The organism is Aquella oligotrophica (assembly GCF_002892535.1).
In the GTDB taxonomy this organism is placed as follows: domain Bacteria; phylum Pseudomonadota; class Gammaproteobacteria; order Burkholderiales; family UBA11063; genus Aquella; species Aquella oligotrophica.
This window is the reverse complement of the sequence record NZ_CP024847.1, coordinates 1,798,838-1,824,655: the sequence shown is the minus strand read 5'-3', so window position 1 is coordinate 1,824,655 and position 25,818 is coordinate 1,798,838. Positions and strand designations below refer to the sequence as shown.

Genomic DNA, 25,818 nt, shown 5'->3' with positions numbered 1-25,818 from the left:
GTATAGTGTAAAGAAAAATGGGCACAAATTATAGTCATACTTACGATATTTATGATAAAAGCGAGCTAGAGAATAAAGTTAGCAAAATAAAAAGTCGGCTATCGGCGACTAAAAGTTTTGCTTCAAGCTTATCTTTGGAAACTTTATTTGAATTATTAGATGGACTTCAAGGATTTGCTTTGGGGCGCTTTTTAATCATGAATGGTGGCATTAATGGTTACTGGACAGATTATGTTATTAATTTCCCGCGTGAGCAAGTTAACTCTTTATCATTTGTTGAAAAAATTATCCTTAACTCATATGTAATGCTAGCAACCCATAATCGGCATCAGATTTTTAAAAAAGAAAATCAGAAAGCCGTTGCAGATAATGCTGTGTTGGCAGCAATCCCTAGTGGTGTAATGAGTGAGTTACTCGATTTAGACTTCTCCTGTGTTAAGAATTGTAATATTTTCGCGGTAGATTTGGATAAAAATGCACATTTAGATTCAAAAAATAAATATCCTTCCTTATTTGAGTCATTATCAATTCAACAAAAAGTAGAAGATGCGCTACTATTAGATTATCAGGAGCAATTTGATTTAATTTCCTCAAATGGTTTAACTATTTATATTGAAGATGATGAACTTGTTAAGCAAATTTTTCATAATTTTTATCGTGCACTAAAACCTGGTGCTAAATTGGTTACTAGTTATCTAACCTATCCTCAAAAATATACTGAAAAAACTGAGCAATCATATTTAGTTGATTTTGAAAAATTAAACCTTGAAATTGCAGTCATGATTGATATTTTACAAGTGAAGTGGAGTGCTTACCGAACTACAGAGCAGATGTTACTTTTGTTAAAAACAGCTGGATTTAGAGATATCCGTATTATTCCAGATGATAGAAATATATTTCCTACTGTTGTAGCACTTAAGTAAGAAAAATAAAGCAAGTTTTTGATAATTAAAATTTTTAGGAGTGTTATATGTCAGCTATTGTCGATATTATTGCCCGTGAAATCCTTGATTCACGTGGATTTCCAACTGTTGAAGTTGATGTTATTCTTGAGTCTGGAGCTTTTGGGCGCGCAGCAGTACCAAGTGGTGCATCAACTGGTTCGCGTGAGGCTTTGGAATTAAGAGATGGTGATAAAAGCCGTTTTGGTGGTAAAGGTGTATTAAAAGCTGTAGAAAATGTTAATGGTCCAATTACTGAAGCTTTATTGGGCTTAGATGCGCTTGATCAAACAGCTATTGATCAGACTATGTTGGAACTTGATGGTACCGAGTTTAAATCAAACCTTGGTGCAAATGCAATTTTGGCGGTGTCAGTAGCTACGGCGCGGGCAGCTGCAGATGAACTGGGTGTTCCACTTTTCAAATACATTGGTGGAGTTGGTAAAAAAATGCTACCAGTGCCAATGATGAATGTTATTAATGGTGGAGCACACGCCAATAATAATCTTGATGCTCAAGAATTTATGATTATGCCAGTTGGTGCACCTAGTCTTAAAGAAGCTATCCGTTACGGTTCTGAGACATTCCAAGCTCTAAAATCTATTTGTAATGAGCGTGGCTTTCCAACTTCGGTGGGTGATGAAGGTGGTTTTGCACCAAATCTAAATAGCAATAAAGAAGCTTTGGAAATGATTATCCAAGCGATTGAAAAAGCTGGCTATGTTCCGGGCAAAGATATTATGATTGCTCTTGATCCTGCCGCTTCAGAATTTTATAAAGATGGTCATTACGTTTTATCTGCCGAAGGGCTTAAATTAACCTCAGATCAGATGATTGACTATTGGGAAAATCTAATTGATAATTATCCGATTATTTCTTTGGAAGATGGTTTGTCTGAAGAAGATAAAGCTGGTTGGACTAAAATGCGAGAACGTTTGGGAACTAAGGTTCAGTTAGTTGGTGACGATGTATTTGTTACTAATCCGAAGATTCTAGCTAATGGTATTAAAAATAAAATGGCAAATGCTCTGCTAGTTAAGATCAATCAAATTGGTACCTTAACAGAAACAATTGAAGCAGTTGAAATGGCTAAAACTGCTGGCTGGACTACGGTTATGTCACATCGTTCTGGTGAGACTGAAGATTCAGTGATTGCTGATTTGGCAGTTGGTCTAAATACTGGACAAATCAAAACTGGTTCTATGTCACGTTCAGATCGGATTGCCAAGTATAATCAATTAATCAGAATTGAGGAAATGCTAGGTGAAAATGCGTATTTCCCTGGTTTGACTGCATTCTATAATATTAAATGATTTCTTGATGCGTTAACAAAATAGCACCATTACTGATCTGCTCCCTATAAAGTAGACAAGTATAAAGAAAGCCCTTTATACTTAACTACTCGTAGGGAGTTTTTTTATGTACACACAAAATAAACATCGCAAAACATATACCCGAGAATTTAAATTGCTTATTGTTAATAAGTATCTAAATGAGGGTAAAACAGGTCCCCAACTTTCTGTAGAATATGAATTAGAGATAAGCATAATAAAAGATTGGATAAGGAAGTTTCGACTTTATGGTGCTTCAGGTTTAGAAGATGGTCGTGGCAAGCATAACAACCATAGCTCTCACGGCCGACCAAAGAAAGAAAGATTTAATTCAGAAGTTGAGGCGTTGCGTCATGAAAATATGAGGCTAAAAGGAGAGCTATTTCTACTAAAAAAGTTGAAGGAGCTAAGAGACAAACAGGAAAAATAAAATCTCTGTCTTTTAGTGTTATTGAGAGCTATATTTCTACATCTGGTTTGTCTATTATATCTGCTTGCAAATTTTTTGGTGTATCCCGGAGCGGATATTACAAATATTTATTAGCCAACCGTAATAAAGCTGTGTTAACAGAAACTATGGTAATGGATAGTATCAAAGCTATCTACATTAAAAGTAAAGGTCGCTATGGTTACCGTAGAATACGTGATACTTTAACATCAAAGCAAGGTATGGTAATAAGTTATAAGAAGGTTTTACGCTTAATGCGCAAACTTGGCCTAAAGTCTAGGATTAGAAAGAAGCGTAATTTTTTTGGAAATGAAAATTTACTGGCAGCTAATATTCTAAACCGGAAGTTTCAAAGCAATTTACCTAATAGAAAATTAGTTACTGATATTACTTATTTAAAGGTTAGAGGAGTAAATTATTATCTCTCCGTAATTTATGATTTATTTAACAATGAAGTAAAATCATATGAGCTAAGTAAATACAATGATAATCCGCTAGTAATAGAGACTATCAAACGAGCATTCCCAAGTATGAGTAATGATCAGCTTATTCTACATAGTGATCAAGGTTCACAGTACACATCTATTGCCTACACATCTTTATTAAAATCACTAGGTATAACAAAGAGCATGTCCAGGAGAGGTAATTGTTTGGATAATGCATGTATTGAGAGTTTCTTTGGACATTTGAAAAGTGAGAGTATTTATTTAGAGCAAATAAGTACTTACGAAGAATTAAAATTATTAATTGATGAGTATATCTATTTTTATAATAATGATAGAATACAGCGCAAATTAAGAAAAATGGCTCCGATTGAATATCGAAACCATTTTGAATCTACCAGAGGCTTTTTATAATCTGTCCACTATTTGGGGAGCAGATCATTACTGGTGCTATTTTTATTTAGAAACTTGATTTGTAATTATTTATTTACATGGCGAGATTCTAGCAGTAGGTGCATAATTTACAACAGGGTACAATAATAGGGGGTGTTTTACGGGGTAATCAATCCGGGTCTGATTAATTTTGTCAATAAACCTTGATAATCTGAATTCGTGATGAGCAGTAAGCATTTAATTAGCAAAGTTATGATTATCTGCTGGTGATTTAAATAAAAGTAGTGTGAGTTGACAAAAAAGAATTAAAAGTTGTTACTACCTTTTGTTATTATTGCATATATTATCGAGCTTAACATAAATAGTCTTTACATTAAATATGATTTGATTGTCTAGCCCTTATCTGTGTATATAGGCTATATGGTTTTCTATGAGTTTGATTGTTAAATTAGTAAATCCAGATAATTATGCAAACCGCCATAAACTAATTATAAATAGAAGAAAACTAATTACTGGGAAAAACAACAGCTTGGCATATAAATTACTTGCAAAATTAATCTTTGGAAATTTCTTCGTTGCAAACAAAAATGCATTGATCGGTATTAGCGGCACCACGATATACATCATAAGATAGAAATATTCGATGTACATGATGGCTGAAGTAATTTTATTCCGTAAGCTAACATGGGTGAAAACAATTGTAAAGAGCATTCCGCTACTTGCACTTAAAATACTATTTACTTTAAATTCGATAGATTTATTTCCCTTTTTACTTATCGTAAGCATGGTTACAAAAAGAATCATTATAATTACCATCGGCGGAATGACTGTGGTAATTACTGCATCACCAAAAGTCGCCCCGATAAGGATATTAAAGGTTAGTGCGGGTAAGTCAATGGCTGAATACGAATTAACATTATTTACCATGCGGGATGAATCATTTTGATAATTGAAATAACTACCACGAATGTACCAGCCAGGAATAATGAGATTACGTGCAACACCATTTGCTGCATTGATATCAGTTAATCCATTATAGTATGAGAAATCAGGTGTGAATAATAGGTTTTTATATTGATTAACTGGGCTAACTGCAAGCCAGATACTACCATGATTAAATGGATAATGTGTATAATCAAAGTTCTCCCGGATTTTTACCTGAAACGACCATGTTACATGATCATAACGGTTTGTTTTTTGTACCCCGGTCTGGGTAATTTTAGCATCAAATCCATCATTAAACTTCACTCCCCACGCATCTTCGCTATTTTTGGGGTAACGTTGCATTATATGCCCGGAAAGTTGGATATTATATGAATTAAGAAACTCAGCTGAATCGATAATAATTGCGGTGGGTATTTTTATGATTGATTCGGTGCGCTTTAACTGACTAGCTGCATCGTATTGCTTGATATAGCTATCAAGTATGGTCTGATTGATTATCGCTTTTGAGGTATCTCTGTAGTACAGATGATTAGAAATTTTCCAGACATATACTATCCCACAAACAAGTATCAGACTAACAAGAGCCGATAATTGCCAGAGTGTCTTAAATGTTCTTTTTTTACTCATCCGGTATAAATTTACTAAAACTACCAGTAAAAGCAGAGAGATTACCCAGAAACCAATATTTAGCATGGTTAATGAGTTATCGGATTCTCGGTTTAAACTTCCAAGTTGCTGAGTGGTATAATCAGCAAAAATAGTCCATGGCAATTTTTTTAATGACTGGTAAAGGATAAGATGTTTTTCTGAATTATCAGATAATGCTAGGCTACAAACTTGATTACAGTGGTTTTTATTTATATACTGATATGTTTGTGCTTCAATAGAATTTTTATTGGTTATTTTGCTCAAAGATACCTGATTTAATACCTTATCGGTATTATCCGTATATATGTATGCTCCATCATCTCGGCTGATAATTGATGTATATTTTTGCCCGATATTTTGCGATACAATACTATCAATAAACTGTGAATCAAAGTCAACTACCAATACGGCAATAATATTTTTATGTGTGACATCATAGACGGGTGCTGAGTAACTAAAAATAAACTCACGTAAAGAATTATCATAGTATGATCTAGACCATTGTGGTTTCTGGTTTTTGAGCGTATCATTGAACCAAGCATTTTCCTGAGTGTTTAAGGTATAATTATTAGAGTCTTGTTGCGACTCAAATCTTGTAGTAAGATTTAGCCAGTAATTTCGATGAAAATGCTTACGTCCATTACTCCTTAATTTAGGAACTTCTGCAATTCCAACGCCAACTATTCCATAGTTTAACCATAATTTCTCATTACTTAACTCAGATTCAAATTCTGGCATAGAAATCTTGCCTGTACTTAATAACATCGCATAAGTATCCAGCTTATCCGCCATCAAGCCAAGCTTTTTGTCTAGTTTATCAGTCGTAGTTGCCAAAAAAAGTTTCTGATTGGAAATGGTTGTCAGCATCCGGTTATTATCATTTTGCTTTAGACAGATCTGTGTGTAAACTAACCCAAGGAGGCTAATTAGAAATAAAGCAATAATAAACGATACTAATTTTTTATTTGTTTGATTTTGACTCATTGAGATCTGACTTCACCATAAAGTTGCACTTACGCTACAATATTAAACTATGTAAAACCATAATTGTAACAAAAAATCTGCTAAATACCTTTATTTTATGTGCGATATCTACACAATATATAATACAATAACTCTATATCCGATAAACTGACTAAGGTATTATAATGAAAAAAAGAGTAATGTTTACATTATGCGCTAGCATCCTGTTTGCTGGTTGTAATTCAGGAACTACCGTTAATAATAATGCGGCACCAGCATGTACCATTCCAGCATTTAACAAACAAACAGCAGAACAAATGCTCACTAACTGGGGGAATGGATTACAACTATATAACGTTAACACTATTTCTGATGTATATCTTGGTGCTGGGTATTTTACAATGACTTATTATACACCAGATGCGATATTGCAACCGACTGTTAGTCCGGTACAAAGAGAAGGTACCCAAGAAATTTATAATTATTTTACCCATTTTTTGGTTACAAATCCTATTATGAGTATACCATCTCCAGAGTCTAATGTAGCGATGGATTTAGGTTGTGGATATGGTGGCTATGTCGGTTATTATGATTTCTTACAGTATGCGGGAACGGATAAACAGAAAACAACCAATGCCAGATTTACTTTTATGTATAAATATATGGAAACGAGTTTTACCTCAAGTTTTATAGTTGAGTCTGGTTCGCAGGCAGGGCAAACTATAAGTCAAACCAATCAACCCGGCTGGTATATTTATCAGCAACAATCGTCTGCTTTACCAATTGAATAGTTGGATCAATAAACAAAAAGGGGGTATGAAAATACTCCCTTTTTGACATTTGTATTTAAATTTTAATTCATTAGTTGGTTTGGTGAGAATTTTTTAGTACGATAGAATCATGACTATGCTTTTTGGCAAATATGAGTCCAAAAGCAGCAATAACTGCAATTGCAATTAGGTAGATTATTGGAGTGCTATAGATACCGCCAAAACCTGATTTAATTGAACTACTAATGATGATGGGCGCTAATCCACCAAAAATAGTAAAGCCAATATTGTAAGACATTGCTACTCCAGTTAGCCTGATTTTTGCCGGAAATAGACTTGTGATTAGCAGCGGAATAATCATGGCTGCAATCCCCTCTAAGATGCCAAGAATAATAACACCAGAAGATATAAAGCTATTGGCAATTAGCCAGTAACTTACTGGGGTTAATAGGACGGTCGCAATTAGCAAATATTTAAGAATCGAATAAGACGAAACGTGATTGGCAATTTTCCCAGTGCAATAAATGGTAATAACATTAAAAATCATTGCAACTGGCATAATGTGGCTAATTGTTTTACTATCAACTTTGATGATCTCGTGAAGGTAGGTTGGCATAAATACTATTGCTGCAACTACCAAGCCAGACATGATTGCAGTAGCAGCTGTACCAGCTAATAACTGCTTTGGATTATTCTTAAATAGATAAACTAATGGGAAATCTGGTTTATCATGAATGCGCTGAAACGCATTTGTCTCTTGTAGTGTTTTACGAATCTTGTAACTAATCAAGCATAAAGCACCACCAAAAATAAATGGTAACCGCCATCCATAATCAGCTAGTTCTGCTGGGGTTAAGATGGTATTCATTAGCTGATTAATTAGCATCCCAAGTAGTAAGCCAGAATTAACACCTGTCATGGTAATGCCAAATCCTGAACCCTTTTTATGTGGCATAGTTTCACTAATATACACATAAGTACTGGGTAATTCACCTCCAAGTGCTAATCCCTGTGTCAGACGTAATAGCAGTAATAAGATCGGAGCGGCTACACCAATTTGTGAATAGGTTGGTAAAATACCAATTCCAAGAGAAGATAAGCCCATCAAGATGATGGTGATGATCAAGACTTTTTTCCGTCCATGTTCATCGCCTACATGGCTAAATATCATTCCACCAATGGGTCTAGCGATATAACCTAGTACAAATACCACGTAGCTTTCAATAACTGAAAGTAGCTGATTGTCGCCAGGAAAAAATTGATGAGCAAAATAAACAGAAAATATTCCATAAATAATAAAATCGTAAAATTCAAGCATACCACCTAATGCCGCCAGCCCTACGATTTTCTTTTCTTGTGCTGTTAGTGCCAAATCTTTACTCATTAAAGTAACCTTTTTGTTTAATTAAATTAACATGATTTTAACAACAATGACTCAAAAGTTCAGGTTTTGTTTAATTTAAATAAATCATTTGTGATAAGATTAAAATATTATTTGACTTTGGTTCTTATACAATCATACGGAATTTAATTAACATGCAACTCAACAAACAAACTGATTACGCACTAAGAATACTGATTTATCTTGCGATGATGGAAGGCAATCATCTGGTAACTGTTGAAGAGCTTAGCCGGAAACTAAATATCGCTCGTAATCACCTTACAAAAATCGTGAGTAAGCTCTCAAAACTACGTTATATCTATACTTTTCGTGGTACTCGTGGTGGAATGAAAATTCATCCCAGAGCGTATGAACACGATATTGCACGGATTATCGCTGAATTTGAACCAACTTTTACTGTTGTTGAATGTAACACCTCTGATTGCAAGATGACCGGGTTATGTGAATTTAAAAATATTTTGGATAAAGCTAGCAATCAATTTATCAAGACACTTCGTCAATATACACTTAGTGATTTATTGCCTAAAGATAAAAATGTTAGTGAAATATTATTTGAACGTTTTGCCAAATTGTAGTAGTGGTAGTAGGTATTGAGAAGCTAATATTAGCCTTTTATTCTTACACTATTCATTTTATTTTGAAATTTTTCACTTTTCGAGTTTCTTCATTAGTTTATCAATCTTCTTGCTTTGTTCCTTTATGGCTACCTTTTCTGTATCATCATTTTTGGACGGTACACAAATCTTCCAATTACATATACAATCCATGATGAAGCAATTAGTTTGGAAGAGATACCATGCTCAAGAAAATAGCAGATCTTTTAAAGTCGTATTTTAAGTTTATTTCGAAAAATGCAGAAGCAGAATGTTTGGCTTATTTAAGTATATCAAGAATATTTAATCGTGAAAATAAAACCAAGTAGTTTTGAGCTTTAATATGCCAATAGATCAATAGATAAAATGTCTATTGATGGTTATTATGTCAAAATAGTATCATAATGGTATCAAAAATAACATTCAGGGGATCATAATGAAAAACACTCAAAATACCGAAAATAAAATTTATCCAGCAATTCTTAATTGTATTCCAGACGGTGAAACAATGATATCTAATGCAGAATCAGCAATAAAAGAAACATTAATTAGAGCTTGGGATGCGTATGCTAATTTTAGTAAGCTAATTGCTGGTATTTATTCGCTTAACTATACAAATCTGACAAAATAAATTCATTATAGTACGGACAACCTTTTCAAATTAAACCAAAGCTGTTATTTAAAAACAGTTACTAATGGTTTACCATCAAAGCATAAAGTAAAAAGAAGAGCATACCAGAGTGTGTATGCACTTAAAGTGGAACCTTGCAGCATCTTTTTTATCTTACTTACTGTGGGCATGACTCATTGAGTTATGAGATATATTAAAATCCCCAAACTGTGAAGTAGGATTATTCGCAAATACGCTAAAGCTAAGACTTATGAGGGTAATAATGAATAATTTTCTCATGGTGACTATTCCTAAAATTGTTATCCTGATAAGATAGAATTATAATTAATCATGGAATAATTCAGTACCGTCCAAAATTGTTATTTGTTACTAGTAGTTTTACCAAAGCCAATAATTTACATATTTATATCGGGGGCAGTTAATTCGTATTCAAAAGTATGCTAAAACTAAAATTAAAGAAATTATGAAGTAGTTTGTCGCAAGTTTAGCAGTAACGCAAATAGCTATTTTATTTGTACCTATGACAGCTAATTGAAAAAATAGTTAATTTTAGGGAAAAGAAGATAATAAAATAATCGTATGGCTGTTTACATTGTAAGTGGTGGTGGAGCCAAGGAGGATCGAACTCCTGACCTCTACAATGCCATTGTAGCGCTCTCCCAGCTGAGCTATGACCCCATTATGAAGCAAGTCAAAATTTTAACATATGCTATAATTTATCGTATAACAAAAACTGTCCTAACAATTTAAAATGGTGCAATCATGAGTGATTTGATAAAAACATTTTTTAGTTCTGCTGCATACGCGGTAGCTGGTGTTTCAGCTAATCCTGAAAAGTATGGTAATAAAGTTTTCCGTTGTCTTTTAAGCCATTATACTAAAGTATATCCGATTCACCCGGTTTTAAAAGAAGTTGAAGGTATTTCTTGTTTACAGTCAATTTCAGAATTGCCTATAAATGTAGAAAGTTTGTCGATAATAACTCCAGCAATAGTTACTGAAAAACTAGTTGATGAAGCATATAAACAAGGTATCAAAAATATCTGGATGCAACCTGGTGCTGAAAGTCAGACTGCTATTCATAAATGTCATCAGTATGGAATAAATGTGATTGCTGGTGGTCCATGCATACTTGTAAAATTGGGATGGTTTGATCATTGATGATTTTGCTAGGTTTTATAATTGGTTTATACTCAATCAGATTGAAGATTCATGGTAGGTGCGAGCGACGCAGCCTACAAGTAGTTGGTAAGAAGCGAAGCAACAACCCAGGAACTTTAAATAGTTTGAGTATAGTACAAGATAGATACTATTAAGGTGTGCAGGTATGAAGTTTTTGGTGTGTCCGGATTCATTTAAAGATTCAATGCGTTCTACTGTAGTCTGTGCACAGATAATAAATGCCATTACAACAGTAATACCTCAGGCAATAGCTGTAGGCATTCCTTTATCTGATGGTGGGCAAGGGTTTTTGGATGCTATTGCTACGGCACTACCAGCTACCTCAGTCACTTGTCAAGTGACTGGCGCATTAGTTAATAATCAGGTCGAGGCAAAATATCTATTGATAGACAATAATGAAACTGCCATTTTTGAGTTGGCTACTGTAGCTGGGCTAGAGTTACTTGCTAGTGATCAGCGAAACCCATTATTTACGACAACTTATGGAATGGGAGAATTAATTCTGCATGCAATTAATCATTATCCGCTTAAAAAAATTATTATCGGTTTAGGGGGTAGTGCTACCAATGATGGTGGTGTTGGAATGTTACAAGCTTTGGGTGTGAAATTTACTAATATCAACAACCATGAAATTGGCTTTGGTGGCAGGGCTTTGGCAGAAATTAAACATATTGATTTATCAGGTATTGATAAACGTATTTTTGAACTTAGCATTGAAATTGCTTGTGATGTTACAAATCCATTGCTTGGGGTAAATGGTGCAACCTATGTTTATGGAAGGCAAAAAGGTGCAGATACCGCCGCTATTTATGAACTTGAAAATGCATTGACTAACTATTCTCAAGTGCTATTTAAACTAACAGCACAGGATTATAGCAATTATCCGGGGGCTGGTGCTGCAGGTGGAACAGCTACTGGGTTATTACTCTTAAATGGTAAAATTACTCCCGGGGCTGAGGTTATCGCCAGATATACCGAGCTGGAGAAACAAATTTCGATAGCAGACTATGTCATCAGTGGAGAAGGTTCGGTGGATGAGCAGACACTTTATGGTAAAACAATTAATCGGATAGCGCAACTTTGTACAAAATATGATAAACCTTTACTGATATTTTGTGGCCGTAGTAGTGGTCGCATAGACTATTTATACCAAAATGGTGTTACTGCAATTTTCCCTATAAGTAATGGAGCAGATGATTTATCCAATTCATTGTTAAAAGGTCGTGAAAATCTGTACAATTGTGTTATTAATGTATGCCGATTACTTCATCAGGTCTATAATAAGCGCTTGACTTTGGTTAATCTTAAATAATAGGTTTTAATAATTGAAAGAAAATTTATGAATCATGTTGATGGGAAATTCTGGATCAATCGCTGGGAAAATAATGAAATAGGGTTTCATCGTGATAAACCAAACTATTTTCTTACCAAGTATTTTAGTGAACTTAATTTGGCTGAGAGTCCAAAAGTATTGGTACCTTTATGTGGTAAGAGTCTTGATATGTTATGGCTAACTGATGTTGGTTGTCAAGTTATTGGTTGTGAGCTTAGTAATCTTGCCTGTCAACAGTTTTATAGTGAAAACTATCTTCAATATACCCTTACTGAAACTGATAAATTTGTACAATATACCGGGGATGACATTTCCATTTATTGTGGTGATTTTTTTGCTGTGACTGGCGAAGATCTAGGTAAAATAGATTTCTGTTATGATCGGGCAGCCTTAGTTGCTTTGCCTAGGCAATTAAGAATTAATTATGCAAAAAAAATTGCTGAATTACTTCCAACTGGTTCTAGGTATCTTCTAGAAATTAAAACTTATCAATGTAATAGTGAAATAGGTCCGCCTTTTTCGGTTAGTAAAAGTGAGGTAAAAGAGTTATTTACTAATTATTTCTCAATTACCTTTCTTGAAGAACAGAGTGAAATGATCCAGCCAGACTCAAATATAAGGGCACATGGAGCAGTGGAATTAACTAATACTGCATGCTTATTAATTCGTAACTGAATCATTAGATCTGAGAATTAATAAAAAATAATAAAAAAACAGGTAATTTACCTGCTTTTATCAGTTAAATATGATTTCACCATTACTAGCTTCAACCATAATTGCCTGTTCTGGAGCATATTTGCCATTTAGGATAGATTTAGCTAGCGGATTTTCAATATATTGTTGGATCGCCCGTTTTAGTGGACGAGCACCATAGACTGGGTCAAAGCCAACATTTGCCAGTAAATCCAGTGCCTCAGTACTAACCTGTAAATGTAACTGCATTTTAGCCAGTCTTTCTTCCAAGCGTTTAAGCTGGATCTTGGCAATGCTGCGTATTTGCTCCTGATTTAGTCCATGGAAAACAACGACTTCATCAACCCGATTGACAAATTCTGGTCTGAAGAAATGTTTTAATTCCTCCATTACCGTAGCCTTGATTGCTTCATATGGCTCATGTGCCATGCTTTGAATCTGCTGTGAACCAATATTTGAAGTCATTACAACGACTGTATTACTAAAATCAACCGTACGTCCCTGTCCATCAGTCAAACGCCCATCATCAAGTACTTGCAGTAGAATATTAAATACATCTGGATGAGCTTTTTCAACTTCATCAAGGAGAATTACACTATATGGTTTACGGCGAACCTGTTCGGTTAGATAACCACCTTCTTCATAACCAACATATCCTGGAGGGGCACCTACCAAACGTGAAACGCTGTGTTTTTCCATATATTCTGACATATCAATCCTGATTAAGTGTTCTTCACTATCAAAAAGAAATCCTGCCAAAGCCTTGCAAAGCTCAGTTTTACCAACTCCAGTTGGACCAAGAAACAAGAATGAACCATATGGTTTATTTGGATCAGATAAACCAGAGCGCGATCTACGAATTGCATCCGCAATCGCCTCTACTGCTTGAGATTGCCCAATTACTTTTTCATGTAGTTTATCTTCCATTTTAAGTAATTTGTCTTTTTCCCCTTGCATCATTTTAGCAACTGGTATGCCCGTTGCTCTTGATACAACTTCGGCAATCTCTTCAGCACCAACTTCAGTACGTAATAATTTTAGCTGCTTATGTTCTCCTTTTTCCGCCTGTCCCAAACGTGCGGTTAATTCGGGCAGCTTTCCGTACTCAAGTTCAGCAACTTTTTGCCAATCACCTTTGCGTTTAAAGCTTTCAATCTCAGACTTGAGTTTGTCAATCTCATCCTTAATTGATTGCGCTCCTTGAACCATGGCTTTTTCATTATTCCATACTTCTTCGAGATCAGCAAATTCTTTTTCTAACTCATTTATTTCGCTTTCAATAATTTCCAAGCGTTTTTTACTCGCATCATCAGTCTCTTTCTTAACTGCTTCACGCTCAATTTTTAACTGAATTATTCTACGCTCCAGTTTATCCATTGATTCTGGTTTGGAGTCAATCTCCATCTTAATTCGTGAAGCTGCTTCATCAATTAAATCAATTGCCTTATCCGGTAAAAAACGGTCGGTAATATAGCGTTGTGATAATTCTGCTGCAGCAACAATCGCTGGGTCGGTAATTTCAACACCATGATGAATTTCGTATTTTTCCTGTAAGCCACGTAAAATCGCAATCGTATCTTCTACCGTTGGTTCTCCAACAAGTACTTTCTGAAACCGACGTTCCAAAGCAGGATCTTTTTCAATATATTTACGGTATTCATCAAGCGTAGTAGCTCCAATACAGTGTAATTCACCGCGTGCAAGAGCTGGTTTTAGCATATTCCCGGCATCAATAGCACCTTCAGCCTTACCTGCACCTACCAGAGTATGAATCTCATCAATAAAAATCAGAGTTTGACCTTCATCCTGAGCTAATTCATTCAATACTGCTTTAAGCCGCTCTTCAAATTCGCCACGATATTTAGCACCCGCCAATAAAGATGCTAGATCAAGAACTAAAAGCCGTTTATTTTTAAGCCCTTCAGGAACTTCACCATTTATAATTCGTTGCGCGAGTCCTTCAACGATTGCGGTTTTACCAACACCTGGCTCTCCGATTAAGACTGGATTATTTTTTGTCCGCCGTTGGAGTACCTGAATTGCCCGCCGAATCTCGTCGTCTCGTCCAATTACCGGATCTAGTTTACCGATTCGTGCCCGTTCAGTTAAATCAACGGTATATTTTTTTAGTGCTTCCCGTTGAGCCTCCGAATCTTGGCTATCTACCATCTGTCCGCCACGGATATCCATAATTACCTTATTTACATCAGTATGTTTGACGTTAAATTTTTTTAATATCTGCCCAGTTTCACCTTTATCTTCTAATGCAGCAAGGAGGAACAACTCCGAAGCAATGAAATTATCCTGTAGTTTCATAGCAATTTTTTCAGTTATATTTAACAGATTTGCCAAATCACGAGAAACATTTATTTCCCCACCAGAGCCAGATACTTTTGGTAGCCTAGCAATATTACTATTTAATTCAACTTTAAGCGGAGTAATATTTACACCTATTTTGGCTAGAATGCTTGCTACCGTTGAATTTTCTTCATTTAACATAGCTAGTAGTAGATGCTGTGGTTCAATATACGGATTATCATTTGCAAGCGCAAGACTTTGAGCCTCTTGCATTGCTGATTGAAATTTAGTTGTTAGTTTATCAAAACGCATTTTATTCTCCTTTTTGCGTAAGCTTCCTATTCCTTATATAGGGTAGGGTTATTGTATTTCAATAATTTAGTTTAAATATATTTCTTGAGAAATTGTGTGTCATGTTAAAATTCCAAGTAATATTTGTATTTTAATGGAGGTTACAGTGCGGAAAATTAAAACAGGGTTATTGGCATTTTTGATTTCAGGTGGGATACTAGCAGCAAATGCTGCCACAGCAATTCAGCTACCAACAATGAATGCAGCAACATTAAAAAATTATGATGGTAAAAATGGTCATAAAGCATACGTAGCGCTTAATGGCTATGTTTATGACGTTAGTAATGTTAGTGCCTGGAAGGGTGGTAAACATTATAAAGGAATGGTTGCTGGTACCGATTTGACTTCACATATTGACGAATCACCACATGGTCCGAATGTAGTTAAACAGCTAAAATTGAATCCGGTTGCTATTTATAAATAAACCATAGTTTATAGAGTAGAGATTACCTATCTAATAATCTAATAACTTATTTGCAAACAAAAAGGTGTATATATATTAAACACCTTTTTTATTTTATGCATTATTTAGCAAATAATTCTACTAGATGAGACTGAAGTATTTATACTTTATGAACTAGATTTATTCTGACTATTTTGAGTTATTAATCTATCGTCATTAATAAAGTAAATAAACTTGCATTGTTAGTATAATAGAACTATGCTAAAATCATAAAAAATATAAATGGGTAAAAATCATGGATGCTTTATTATCAACTGATACTTTTTATGGCATGATTATGTCTGGTGCTAAGCAGGTAATCAACGACGAAAATAAATTGAATGAACTAAATGTATTTCCTGTCGCAGATAAAGATACAGGCACTAACCTTGCTTCAATGATGAGATATATAGTTGATAATTTATCAGTAACTAAAGATACTCCTGAATTGTTGCATCAGCTTGCCCAACACGGGTTAGTTGGTTGTTCGGGTAATTCTGGATTAATATTTTCTCAGTTTTTTTATGGACTCACACAACATAGCCTTACAGAAAAAACTCTTATTAAACTTCACGATTTTGTCGAGATGATTTCTAAGGGTTATCAAAGTGCTTACGCATCAGTAAGTAATCCAAAGCCTGGAACAATATTGACTGTTATGGAAAAGTGGGTGGAGAGCTATCGTGACCTTCTTAAAAATGCGGGAATAAATCTTGCTGATAGCTTTAAAAGTAGTGTTGAAAAATCTAAGGTAGCACTTAGGGAAACAATGAATCAATTAGAGGTGCTACGTAATAATAATGTCGTGGATGCTGGAGCTCAGGGCTTTGTAACTTTCCTTGAGGGAATGCTTGGTTATCTTGTTGGTAGCAAGGATGAAAGAGAGAAAATTCTTGCTGGAAGTGCCGATATAGAAAATACTGCAAAGTTATCACATGAGTTTGAAGATGTAACCGAAATCCCAGATTTAAGATATTGTTTTGAAACTGTTGTTCGTACTACAAAAACTGATTTTTCAGATGAAGAAAGAAAAAAACTTGATAGGTTGGGTGATAGCATAGTTGTAGGTAAAGGACCCCAAATGCTTAAGCTCCATATTCATACCAATGAACCAGATACTGTAACCTCTTTATTGGCGGAAACTGGAGATATTCTTTATCAAAAGATTGATGATATGATGCTTCAATATAATATTGCACATAATCATTCTGCTGGGAATAAGATTGCTTTAGTCGTTGATACCATGGCGGATCTACCTCTTGAATTTATCCAGTCAAATAATATCTATAGAATTCCATTACAGGTAAAAGTAAATAATCATTCTTTTCTTGATCAAATTTCAATAAACTATCATCAGATTTTAGATTATCTTAATGATAATGACAATAAAATTGGAACTGCAGCACCTTCGGCTGCGATTGTTTCAAGAGCGTTACACTTTCTTGAGCAATTTTATGATTCAATTATCATTATTACTGTTGGTAGTAGTCTTAGTTCTACCTACGATGTCATTGCCAATCAGGCAGCTAAATTTAAACATAAAAAAATTAGTGTGATTGATTCAAAACTTAATTCAGCTCCATTATCATTACTGGTTACACTGGCGGCACAGATGATAAAAGATGGTAGTTCTCATGATGCTATTGTTAAATCATTAGATGAAGCCAAGGCTAATGCTAATATATTGATTGTTTTAAACTCGCTAAAAGGATTGATTCGATCGGGTAGATTATCCAAGTCTATGGGAATGCTTGCAGGGCTATTTCGCCTCAAGCCAATTATTCAAATAGATGTTAATACTGGTAAGCCAAAAGTAATTGGTGCAAGTTTTTCTAAGCGTGGTGGTTGGAAGAAGATTTGTAAAAAGTTAAATGAATTAAAGATTAAAGAGCAACTAAAATCAATTGCCGTTGTTCACTCTGATTCTGATGAGCGAGCAAAATTCTTTGGTAAATATATTAATCGTAAAACGAATATGACACCTTTATTTATTACTGAAGTATCTAGTGTTTCTGGTATTCATACCGATAAAGATAGCTATGCTATTGGTTATATAAATGAGCCAATTCGTCAGTTAGAATATTGAATCTTAGCGGATTGATTATTCGGTTAGCGTAAATCTAATTTTATTAGTTTATAGCAGCAAGAAATTGTCACATTATTCGCTTTGTTTGTTAAATATTATTAAGCAAAAGTAGCAGATGGCTGTTACTGAAATTAAAAATATTGCGGGTGCAGCTATATAGTGTGTAAAAATTTCGGTAAATAATGATAGTAGCAAAAAAGTAAATGAAGCAAATATAAGAAAACTATTTCGGTAGCATGAGACTATTGCTACCTGACGAATATTGATTTCAAATAATTTATTAAGGATTAATGGGCAACATAAAGCAAAAAGACTTTGAAAAATGATTAATATAGCAATACCAAGAAAAGGGATGACTTTAAAAAATAGTAAAGAATAACTAATCAAACTCCCAATAATCAAACCCACTAATCCATTTCGAACAATACTTATATGATTATAATTGTGAACATATTTGTCAACAATAAAGCATAGTGAAAGAGCTAGAAAGCTTGATGTTAATATAATATCATTGGCAATTCTTGGCAAGAAGTGCAAGCTACCTATTAAATAAATCGGCATATAAATTACACTTATTATACAAAGACTACTTCTGACTCCAACAATGCTAAATGCAGTTAAGGTATCTTTTAAATTATGTTTTAGCATTAATGAAAAGCTCTTGGCTGCGGTAGACTTGACTTGCTGTACATTTATCTGATTTAATTCCTGATAATTGAAAGCAAAATAAATTGCGATTATTAGCCATAATAGGTTAATAAATAAGATAAACGTAATAATTGAATTTGTAATTGATAATTGAAATAATAATAAGGTTTTATAACCAACGATGCTGATTAATACACTTAATTCTAGACTATTTAGTATCAAGGATATAAAATCATCTGAAAGCTCTTTTGTATTCAGTAAAAATTCATAGGTATCATGTATGATTATAGCTAATGCTAGTTGATATATGAGCCGGGCAAAGAAAAAATAAATTAGCAGTGAAGTAACAAGCTTATTACAATATGAGAATAAAATCAGTGCTTGAAGTGAGAAAGAGCAGATGATTACGATTGAGGAGACTATTACTAGCGTTGCATTATCGTATTTTTTTTGTAGATATTCAAGTAATTTACCCGCAATTGACTTGGCAAGGAAGTTTGCAAGCCATAAAATCATGAATAGTATAAAAATGCCAAGTCCACGGCTTACCGATTTTGATAAATATAGATCAGTTAAAACCCGCGCATTTTTAATATAGATAATTAAATCAAGATATTCAAGGCATAAAATAGCGGTGATAATAAAAATATATTTCTTATGTATTGAATTTATCCGTGATCTACCCAATAAAAAGGAAAGCTTGATAAGTTTCATTGAAGCTTACTTTCTATAAATCCATTTGGGTAGCATTCTGGTTAATACATGATTCTTATCAATAAAATGATGCTTTAATGCCGCCAGAATATGATATACAATTAGCGTCAAAAAAATTAATGCGAGGGACTGATGAATATTAAGAATCTTTTTTGCTTCTGCTGTAGATTGCTTAATTATAAATTGAGGTAACTCAATTTGTAAAAAATAGACTTTTTCTCCAATGCTTTGAAAAAAAAGCATTCCACTAACTGGCACAGCTATCATCAATATATATAATAAAAGATGGCTAAAATATGCCAAGATTTTTTCACTGTTTGGGATAATATTGGTGAGGCTTGGATATTTATGAGTTAAGCGCCAAAATATTCTAAGTATTGCTAGGGTAAGAATGATTATTCCAGTTCTCGTATGTAGCTCTATGACAATAGGCAAATCAAGAATTTCATAATGTTTTAGTAGTCCGCCAAGAATATTTAAAATAATAAGAATTGCCATTGACCAATGAAAAAGCATTGCAACTTTAAAATAACGAATAGTTCTTTTACTTTTAGCCATAACAAATCCAATGATAGTTTGAGAAATTTATATGTATTGAAAATCTTGAGCCATTTAATCAATCGTCAAAATTAATTCTGGAATGGTACTCAATTAAAATTAGCTTTTACTAAAATAGCGTTTGCCATTTTATCATCTATTGATTAATTAAATTAGCTTTTTGGTCGTACTTTTTATAGGTTTTGCTTGGGGTAATTATTCGCTAGGAGAAAGTATTAACCAATAATTAATACCAGCCCGTTATATAAAAAACTCCAATGGCAACAAAAACTGCAAGAGTTTTGATAATGGTTATTACAAAAATATCTTTATATGCTTCTTTATGGGTTAAACCAGTTACTGCGAGAAGGGTTATCACTGCTCCATTATGGGGTAGGGTATCCATCCCGCCTGATGCCATTGCGGCAATCCGATGTAAGACCTCTAATGGAATATGTAGCTGGTTTGCCATATTTATAAACTGGCTTGACATTGTTGCTAATGCAATACTCATTCCGCCTGATGCTGAACCAGTTATACCTGCTAGCGTAGTTACAGTAATTGCCTCATTAACTAATGGATTTGGGATTTTTTCTAGACTACCCGCGATAGCAGTAAACCCGGGTAATAAGGCGATAACTGCACCAAAACCATATTCGGAAGCCGTATTTAATGAAGCAAGTAATGCACCACCAACTGCGGCTTTGCTTCCTTCAGCAAAATTACGCAATACTCTTCTAAATGCAAAAATAAATACCGTTAAGATTCCAGTTATTAATGCTAGTTCCACTGCCCAGATGGCAATTAGCTTACCACTTTCGACGATAATGGGCTTAGCTCCCAGTGAAATAGTAAATTCTTTGCCGTAATAAAAAGGAATCAGTCGAGTGAAAATCAGATTACTGATACCAACAACTAATAATGGCAAGATTGCAACTAGTGGATTAATATTTAATTCTTCGTTTGGCGTTGCTGGCTCGTTCAGTAGTTTAACTCCATAACCTTCTTTCGCATTTATTGCAAGTTTACGGCAGCGATTAAGATATAAAAGACCGCAAATTAGAATAAAAATACTACCAATCACTCCAAGAGTCGGTGCTGCCCAGGTAGTTGTATTAAAAAATGTAGTTGGGATAATATTTTGGATCTGTGGTGTGCCGGGTAATGAATCCATCGTAAAAGTAAAGGCACCTAGAGCAATTGTTGCTGGTATTAAGCGCTTTGGAATCTCACCAGCTTTAAATAGCTCGCTGGCAAACGGATAGACGGCAAAGACTACTACAAATAATGAAACTCCGCCATAGGTTAGAATTGCGCAGACCACAACTATTGCCAAAATTGAGCGCTCTTTGCCAATCAAATTAATTGCTGCTTTGACAATTGCTTTGGAAAATCCTGAGAGTTCAATAACCTTCCCAAAAATAGCACCAAGGACAAAAACCGGGAAATATAATTTTACAAAGTCAACCATCTTAGGCATAAAGACCCCGGAAAATACTGGAGCAACCAGTTTAGGATCAGTAATCAGCACTGCTAATAAAGCTGCAATTGGGGCAAATAAAATTACGCTATAGCCACGATAGGCAATGAACATTAGAAAAATCAGAGCAAAAATAACGATTAGAATGCTCATAATATTGCCCCTTGATAATAATGATAAAACTTACTTACCCGCTTGCTTGAGGGATTATTCTAAGTGTATGCGTTTTATTGGAATTTTAAAAAAGATTAATAAGTAAATAAAAAAGGTGCACTAGGCACCTCTTTTATTATTTGTATTGAGCTTCAACACAAGCTAATGCAACCATATTTACAATCCGTCGAACGGTAGAAATTGGGCTTAAAATATGCGCAGGCTTATTCATTCCCATCAGGATTGGACCAACCGTTACACCATCAGAAGAAGATACTCGCATTAGATTATACGAAATACTTGCTGCTTCAATATTTGGCATAACTAGTAAATTAGCCGGACCAACCAGTGGAGAATCTGGAATTGTACGATTTCTAATATCTGGAATCATTGCTGCATCAGCATGCATCTCACCATCAATCATCAAATCTGGTTCGCGAGCCTGTACCATTTCCAGTACTTTACGCATTTTTATTGCACTTGGAGATTCCATATGTGAACCAAAACTACTATGTGATACCAATGCAACACGAGGTTCTAAGCCAAAATGACGGATGATTTTAGCCCCCATTTGTGTAATTTCAGCCAATTCTTCAGCATTTGGATTTTCATTTACATGAGTATCGGTGATAAATAGGCTACTTTCTTGTAGAATCAATGCATTCATTGCCGCAGAAATTTTACCTGGATTATCATAGCCAATCACATCGCGAATAATCTCAAAATGGTTTCGGTATTTACCAACTAGTCCACAAATCATGGCATCAGCGTCACCATTAAGTATCAGCATTGATCCAATTAGAGTATGGCGGGTTAACATATGGTCGCGAGCTGTATCTTCGGTGATGCCTTTACGTTTCATCATTTGATAATAACGCTGCCATAATGATTTATAGCGATGGTCATTTTCGATATTTACTAGCTCAAAATGGACACCAGCTTCGATTTTTAATCCAAGTTTCTGGATTCGTTTTTCAATCACGAATGGACGCCCAATTAGGATTGGCTTAGCTAATTTAAGTTCATTGATCTCAGATACCGCTAATAATGCACGCTCCTCTTCACCTTCACATAAAATTATGCGCTGTGGTTTGATTTTTGCCGCATTCATTACCGGACGCATAAACATGCTTGAACGGTAGATGTATTTATTTAATCCTTGGGTATAAGCAGCAAAATCATTGATATTGCGAGTCGCAACACCACTTTCCATTGCTGCTTTAGCAACCGCAGGAGCAATAACTTGAATCAAACGTGGATCTAGAGGTTTTGGAATCAGATATTCACGACCAAAACGTAGTTCTTGTCCTCCATAAGCTTTAGCCACAACTTCATTTGGTTCTAGTGTAGCCAATTCAGCAATTGCATTTACTGTTGCAACTTTCATGGCTTCATTGATCGCGGTTGCACCAACATCTAATGCACCACGGAAAATATATGGGAAGCATAAGGCATTATTTACTTGATTAGGGTAATCGCTACGACCTGTAGCCATAATTGCATCTGGACGAACTTCACGTACTAGTTCTGGCATAATTTCTGGCGTTGGATTTGCTAAGGCAAAAACTAACGGATCACGTGCCATTTTTTTAATCATTTCCTGAGTTGCTGTACCAGGACCTGACAATCCAAGGAAGATATCTGCATTTTCCATCGCATCTTCAAGAGTACGATAATGTGTAGTTTGGCAATATTGTTGTTTCGAAGCATCTAATTTACCTTCACGTTCACTGTGGATAACTCCTTTGGAGTCGCAAACATAAATATTTTTCTTGGAAGCGCCGATACTTACTAGCAAATTAAGACAGGCGATTGCCGCTGCACCAGCTCCAGAAACAACAATTTTTACATCTTCAATTTTTTTATTGACAATTTTAAGTCCATTAATTGTACCCGCAGCTACAACGATTGCTGTACCATGTTGATCATCATGGAACACTGGAATTGCTAGTCGTTCTTTTAGTTTGCGTTCGATTTCGAAACACTCTGGAGCTTTGATATCTTCAAGATTGATACCACCAAAAGTTGGCTCTAAGGCAGCTACTACCTCAACAAATTTATCAATATCTGTTTCGTTGACTTCGATATCAAATACATCAATCCCAGCAAATTTTTTGAATAAGATTCCCTTACCTTCCATTACTGGCTTTCCAGCTAGTGCGCCAATATTACCAAGCCCGAGAACTGCCGTTCCATTACTGATTACTGCTACTAGGTTACCTTTGTTGGTATATTCGTATGCGGTAGCTGGATCTTTTTCTATTTCCAGACATGGAGCAGCTACTCCAGGAGAGTACGCTAGCGATAAATCGCGTTGGGTTGCAACCGGTTTGGTCGATACAACTTGGGTTTTTCCAGGTTTGGGTGAACGGTGATATTCTAGTGCGTCTTTGGTCAATTGTTCAGGTAATTGAAATTTCTCACTCATATTTATGCTCCAAAAGCAAAATTACAAAATAGTTTTTAGCAATGTATTTTACTATGCTTGAATTTTTGTTCTTGCTAAATTTATACTGCGCTGCATTATTGGCTGTAGTTTGACTTGGTGGGTAATGCTTTGTTATAATGGCTACCTTACATTGTAAGATATTTCATTTTGGATGTCTTGCTAAGTATGACTAAGTCAGCTGTTTTTTTACCTATATTTTATTCATTTTAAGACGCTAAAATTGAATTTATTCAGGATAAAGCAGCCTTGTTGGAATGTGTAAATTTAATCTAATAATTTTTAGAAGGATCATTTTCGTTCATTTGTATTACAAATAAAGATACTAATGAAGTTGCTAAATTAATGAAGAGGGTTTAAATTATGTTAAACTATACCAAACGCAAAATACTTAAATATATTGAAATTAATAATCCTAACTCTACCTATCTTGAGCTAGTTATGCTCATTTTCTTCTCAGAGATTTATCTAGTCATTAAATAATTCTGATTTTTCTTCGGCGTTACAGTTTTGCAATATAGCCATTATATTTACTTAAAGATGGCTGTAGTAGTTATTTCATGACTTGACGTACTTTACGCGATCTGTAATTAGTCTGTTTCTTGCTGTAATTAAATTATATCAATATTGCAATTGCATAACGACAGCCAAGTAAAGCCTCACTAAGCTTTTATTTTATTCTTGAATGTATTTAATAGAGCTTTAATGTCTCTTATTTTTTGCTGCACGTATACTATTTCAATTAACTGATGTTACGCAGTAAGTCTAGTAAGTTGTGTAAAATTTAGTCAAATAAATATTAAGACGAATCACTAATGGATATTTTTGACCTTTACACAGATTATTTACAAATAACACCCGGTCTGGCAACAGCTACGGGATTATCCAGTATACTGGATAAAGCAGTATCCCATGATCAGGTAACCCGTATGTTAGCTAATCATGAATCTGACAGTAAAGCCTTATGGCACACTGTTAAATCACTGGTTAGAGCACATGAACATATTGACGGTTGCCTAATATTTGATGACACCATTTTACATAAGCCTCATACTGATGAGAATGAGGTTATATGCTGGCATCATGACCATGCTACTGGTAAAAGCGTAAAAGGTATAAACCTGCTTACAACTTTTTACTATAGCCAGAATGGTGAACAACCATTAAAAATACCTGTTGCCTTTGATATCATAGCTAAGGATAGCTACTGTGAGATCAAGAGCAAATCTGAAGTATGCAAAAGCCCAATAACCAAGAATGAGCTAATGCGTAAGCAGATATTACAGTCACTAAAGAATCAGATCAAGTTCAGTTATGTTCTTGCTGATTCCTGGTATTCTTCCGTTGAAAATATGAAGTTCATACACCAGAGGAAGAAATACTTTATATTTGATTTAAAATCCAATCGCCTAGCAACCTTTGGCGATAGGAATAAACCTAACTGGACAAATATCAGTCAATTAGATTTGCAAGCATTCAAGCCAGAACGTATTTGGTTAAAAGATGTTGAATTACCGATACTTTTAATTAAACAGGTCTTTACAAACAAAGACAACTCAACTGGCATCAGATACCTTGCTACTAATAATCTGAATTTAACTAGTGATGACTTCCTTAACATCTATAAAAAACGATGGAGTGTCGAGGAATACCATAAGAGTTTTAAACAGAATACTTCGATTACCAAATCACCGACAAAAACTGTTAAAACTCAATGTACACACATATTTGCTGCAATTGTTTCTTATACCAAACTGGAGAGATACAAATTCAGCACTAAACTAAATCATTTTGCTCTAAAGAGCAAGTTATTCCTAAATGCAGCCAAGGCCGCTTTTAGGGAATTAGAATTAATTAAAAAGCAGCATGCCGAATTTGAAAGATCCAGCATGGCTGCGTAACATCAGTCAATTAATAACTAATGATTATTAGCACGTTATCTACGAT

General features: G+C 34.7%; 20 protein-coding genes and 1 tRNA gene. 13 read left to right on the top strand and 8 right to left on the bottom strand.

The window, feature by feature from the left end; genetic code table 11:
- Positions 1-17 precede the first annotated feature (17 nt).
- The 4 genes from CUN60_RS08390 to CUN60_RS08375 all read left to right on the top strand — a co-directional run bounded on the left by CUN60_RS08390 (position 18) and on the right by CUN60_RS08375 (position 3,577).
- Entirely contained in the window at positions 18-923 is a 906-nt protein-coding gene (locus CUN60_RS08390) for a class I SAM-dependent methyltransferase (RefSeq protein WP_102951605.1), read from the top strand.
- Positions 924-970: 47 nt separating this feature from the next.
- Entirely contained in the window at positions 971-2,254 is a 1,284-nt protein-coding gene (gene eno, locus CUN60_RS08385; RefSeq protein ID WP_102951604.1) for a phosphopyruvate hydratase, read from the top strand.
- Positions 2,255-2,360: 106 nt separating this feature from the next.
- Entirely contained in the window at positions 2,361-2,702 is a 342-nt protein-coding gene (locus tag CUN60_RS08380; protein WP_102950727.1) for a helix-turn-helix domain-containing protein, read from the top strand.
- Positions 2,703-2,749: 47 nt separating this feature from the next.
- A complete protein-coding gene (locus CUN60_RS08375; protein WP_245866341.1) occupies positions 2,750-3,577 on the top strand; it encodes an IS3 family transposase in 828 nt (275 codons plus the stop codon).
- 444 nt (positions 3,578-4,021) lie between these two features.
- Here CUN60_RS08375 and CUN60_RS08370 read toward each other — a convergent pair whose 3' ends face one another.
- Positions 4,022-6,133, bottom strand: coding sequence for a cache domain-containing protein (locus tag CUN60_RS08370; RefSeq protein WP_102951603.1), 2,112 nt, complete (start codon positions 6,131-6,133; stop codon positions 4,022-4,024).
- A 164-nt stretch (positions 6,134-6,297) separates the two neighbouring features.
- Between CUN60_RS08370 and CUN60_RS08365 the strand changes: the two genes are divergently transcribed.
- Positions 6,298-6,903 (top strand): hypothetical protein, encoded by a 606-nt coding sequence (locus tag CUN60_RS08365; RefSeq protein WP_102951602.1) that lies wholly within the window; start codon positions 6,298-6,300, stop codon positions 6,901-6,903.
- Positions 6,904-6,973: 70 nt separating this feature from the next.
- On the opposite strand, the gene CUN60_RS08360 is transcribed toward CUN60_RS08365, so the two are convergent.
- Entirely contained in the window at positions 6,974-8,266 is a 1,293-nt protein-coding gene (locus CUN60_RS08360) for an MFS transporter (RefSeq protein WP_102951601.1), read from the bottom strand.
- Positions 8,267-8,418: 152 nt separating this feature from the next.
- Here CUN60_RS08360 and CUN60_RS08355 point away from each other — a divergent pair, with 152 nt between their 5' ends.
- Both CUN60_RS08355 and CUN60_RS08350 read left to right on the top strand, forming a co-directional pair.
- Positions 8,419-8,859 (top strand): RrF2 family transcriptional regulator, encoded by a 441-nt coding sequence (locus CUN60_RS08355; RefSeq protein ID WP_102951600.1) that lies wholly within the window; start codon positions 8,419-8,421, stop codon positions 8,857-8,859.
- A gap of 454 nt (positions 8,860-9,313) precedes the next feature.
- On the top strand, positions 9,314-9,508 hold the full coding sequence (locus CUN60_RS08350; RefSeq protein ID WP_102951599.1) for a hypothetical protein: 195 nt from the start codon (positions 9,314-9,316) through the stop codon (positions 9,506-9,508).
- Positions 9,509-10,110: 602 nt separating this feature from the next.
- Here CUN60_RS08350 and CUN60_RS08345 read toward each other — a convergent pair.
- A tRNA-Ala gene (locus CUN60_RS08345) sits at positions 10,111-10,186 on the bottom strand.
- 84 nt (positions 10,187-10,270) lie between these two features.
- Between CUN60_RS08345 and CUN60_RS08340 the strand changes: the two genes are divergently transcribed.
- The 3 genes from CUN60_RS08340 (at position 10,271) to tmpT (ending at position 12,698) form a co-directional block, all read left to right on the top strand.
- On the top strand, positions 10,271-10,669 hold the full coding sequence (locus CUN60_RS08340; protein ID WP_222593245.1) for a CoA-binding protein: 399 nt from the start codon (positions 10,271-10,273) through the stop codon (positions 10,667-10,669).
- Positions 10,670-10,835: 166 nt separating this feature from the next.
- The gene (locus tag CUN60_RS08335) at positions 10,836-12,002 is read left to right on the top strand and encodes a glycerate kinase (RefSeq protein ID WP_102951597.1); all 1,167 of its coding nucleotides are present in this window, start codon (positions 10,836-10,838) and stop codon (positions 12,000-12,002) included.
- 27 nt (positions 12,003-12,029) lie between these two features.
- The gene (gene tmpT, locus CUN60_RS08330) at positions 12,030-12,698 is read left to right on the top strand and encodes a thiopurine S-methyltransferase (RefSeq protein WP_102951596.1); all 669 of its coding nucleotides are present in this window, start codon (positions 12,030-12,032) and stop codon (positions 12,696-12,698) included.
- A 60-nt stretch (positions 12,699-12,758) separates the two neighbouring features.
- On the opposite strand, the gene clpB is transcribed toward tmpT, so the two are convergent.
- Positions 12,759-15,326 carry an ATP-dependent chaperone ClpB gene (gene clpB, locus CUN60_RS08325; protein WP_102951595.1) on the bottom strand — a complete coding sequence of 856 codons (2,568 nt, stop codon included), beginning with the start codon at positions 15,324-15,326 and terminating at the stop codon, positions 12,759-12,761.
- A gap of 145 nt (positions 15,327-15,471) precedes the next feature.
- Between clpB and CUN60_RS08320 the strand changes: the two genes are divergently transcribed.
- Both CUN60_RS08320 and CUN60_RS08315 read left to right on the top strand, forming a co-directional pair.
- Positions 15,472-15,789, top strand: coding sequence for a cytochrome b5 domain-containing protein (locus CUN60_RS08320; RefSeq protein WP_222593244.1), 318 nt, complete (start codon positions 15,472-15,474; stop codon positions 15,787-15,789).
- Between the two features lie 274 nt (positions 15,790-16,063).
- The gene (locus CUN60_RS08315) at positions 16,064-17,893 is read left to right on the top strand and encodes a DegV family protein (protein WP_102951594.1); all 1,830 of its coding nucleotides are present in this window, start codon (positions 16,064-16,066) and stop codon (positions 17,891-17,893) included.
- Positions 17,894-17,965: 72 nt separating this feature from the next.
- Here the strand turns inward: CUN60_RS08315 and CUN60_RS08310 are convergent, their stop codons facing one another.
- The 4 genes from CUN60_RS08310 to CUN60_RS08295 form a co-directional block, all read right to left on the bottom strand.
- Positions 17,966-19,255 carry a hypothetical protein gene (locus CUN60_RS08310; RefSeq protein WP_102951593.1) on the bottom strand — a complete coding sequence of 430 codons (1,290 nt, stop codon included), beginning with the start codon at positions 19,253-19,255 and terminating at the stop codon, positions 17,966-17,968.
- A gap of 6 nt (positions 19,256-19,261) precedes the next feature.
- Positions 19,262-19,813 carry a cytochrome b gene (locus CUN60_RS08305; RefSeq protein ID WP_102951592.1) on the bottom strand — a complete coding sequence of 184 codons (552 nt, stop codon included), beginning with the start codon at positions 19,811-19,813 and terminating at the stop codon, positions 19,262-19,264.
- Positions 19,814-20,039: 226 nt separating this feature from the next.
- Positions 20,040-21,425, bottom strand: coding sequence for a GntP family permease (locus CUN60_RS08300; protein ID WP_102951591.1), 1,386 nt, complete (start codon positions 21,423-21,425; stop codon positions 20,040-20,042).
- A gap of 136 nt (positions 21,426-21,561) precedes the next feature.
- Positions 21,562-23,853: an NADP-dependent malic enzyme gene (locus CUN60_RS08295; protein ID WP_102951590.1), complete on the bottom strand. Its 2,292-nt coding sequence runs from the start codon at positions 23,851-23,853 to the stop codon at positions 21,562-21,564.
- Between the two features lie 833 nt (positions 23,854-24,686).
- Between CUN60_RS08295 and CUN60_RS08290 the strand changes: the two genes are divergently transcribed.
- Positions 24,687-25,772, top strand: a complete 1,086-nt coding sequence (locus tag CUN60_RS08290; protein ID WP_102951203.1) for an IS701 family transposase — start codon at positions 24,687-24,689, stop codon at positions 25,770-25,772.
- Positions 25,773-25,818: the final 46 nt, after the last annotated feature.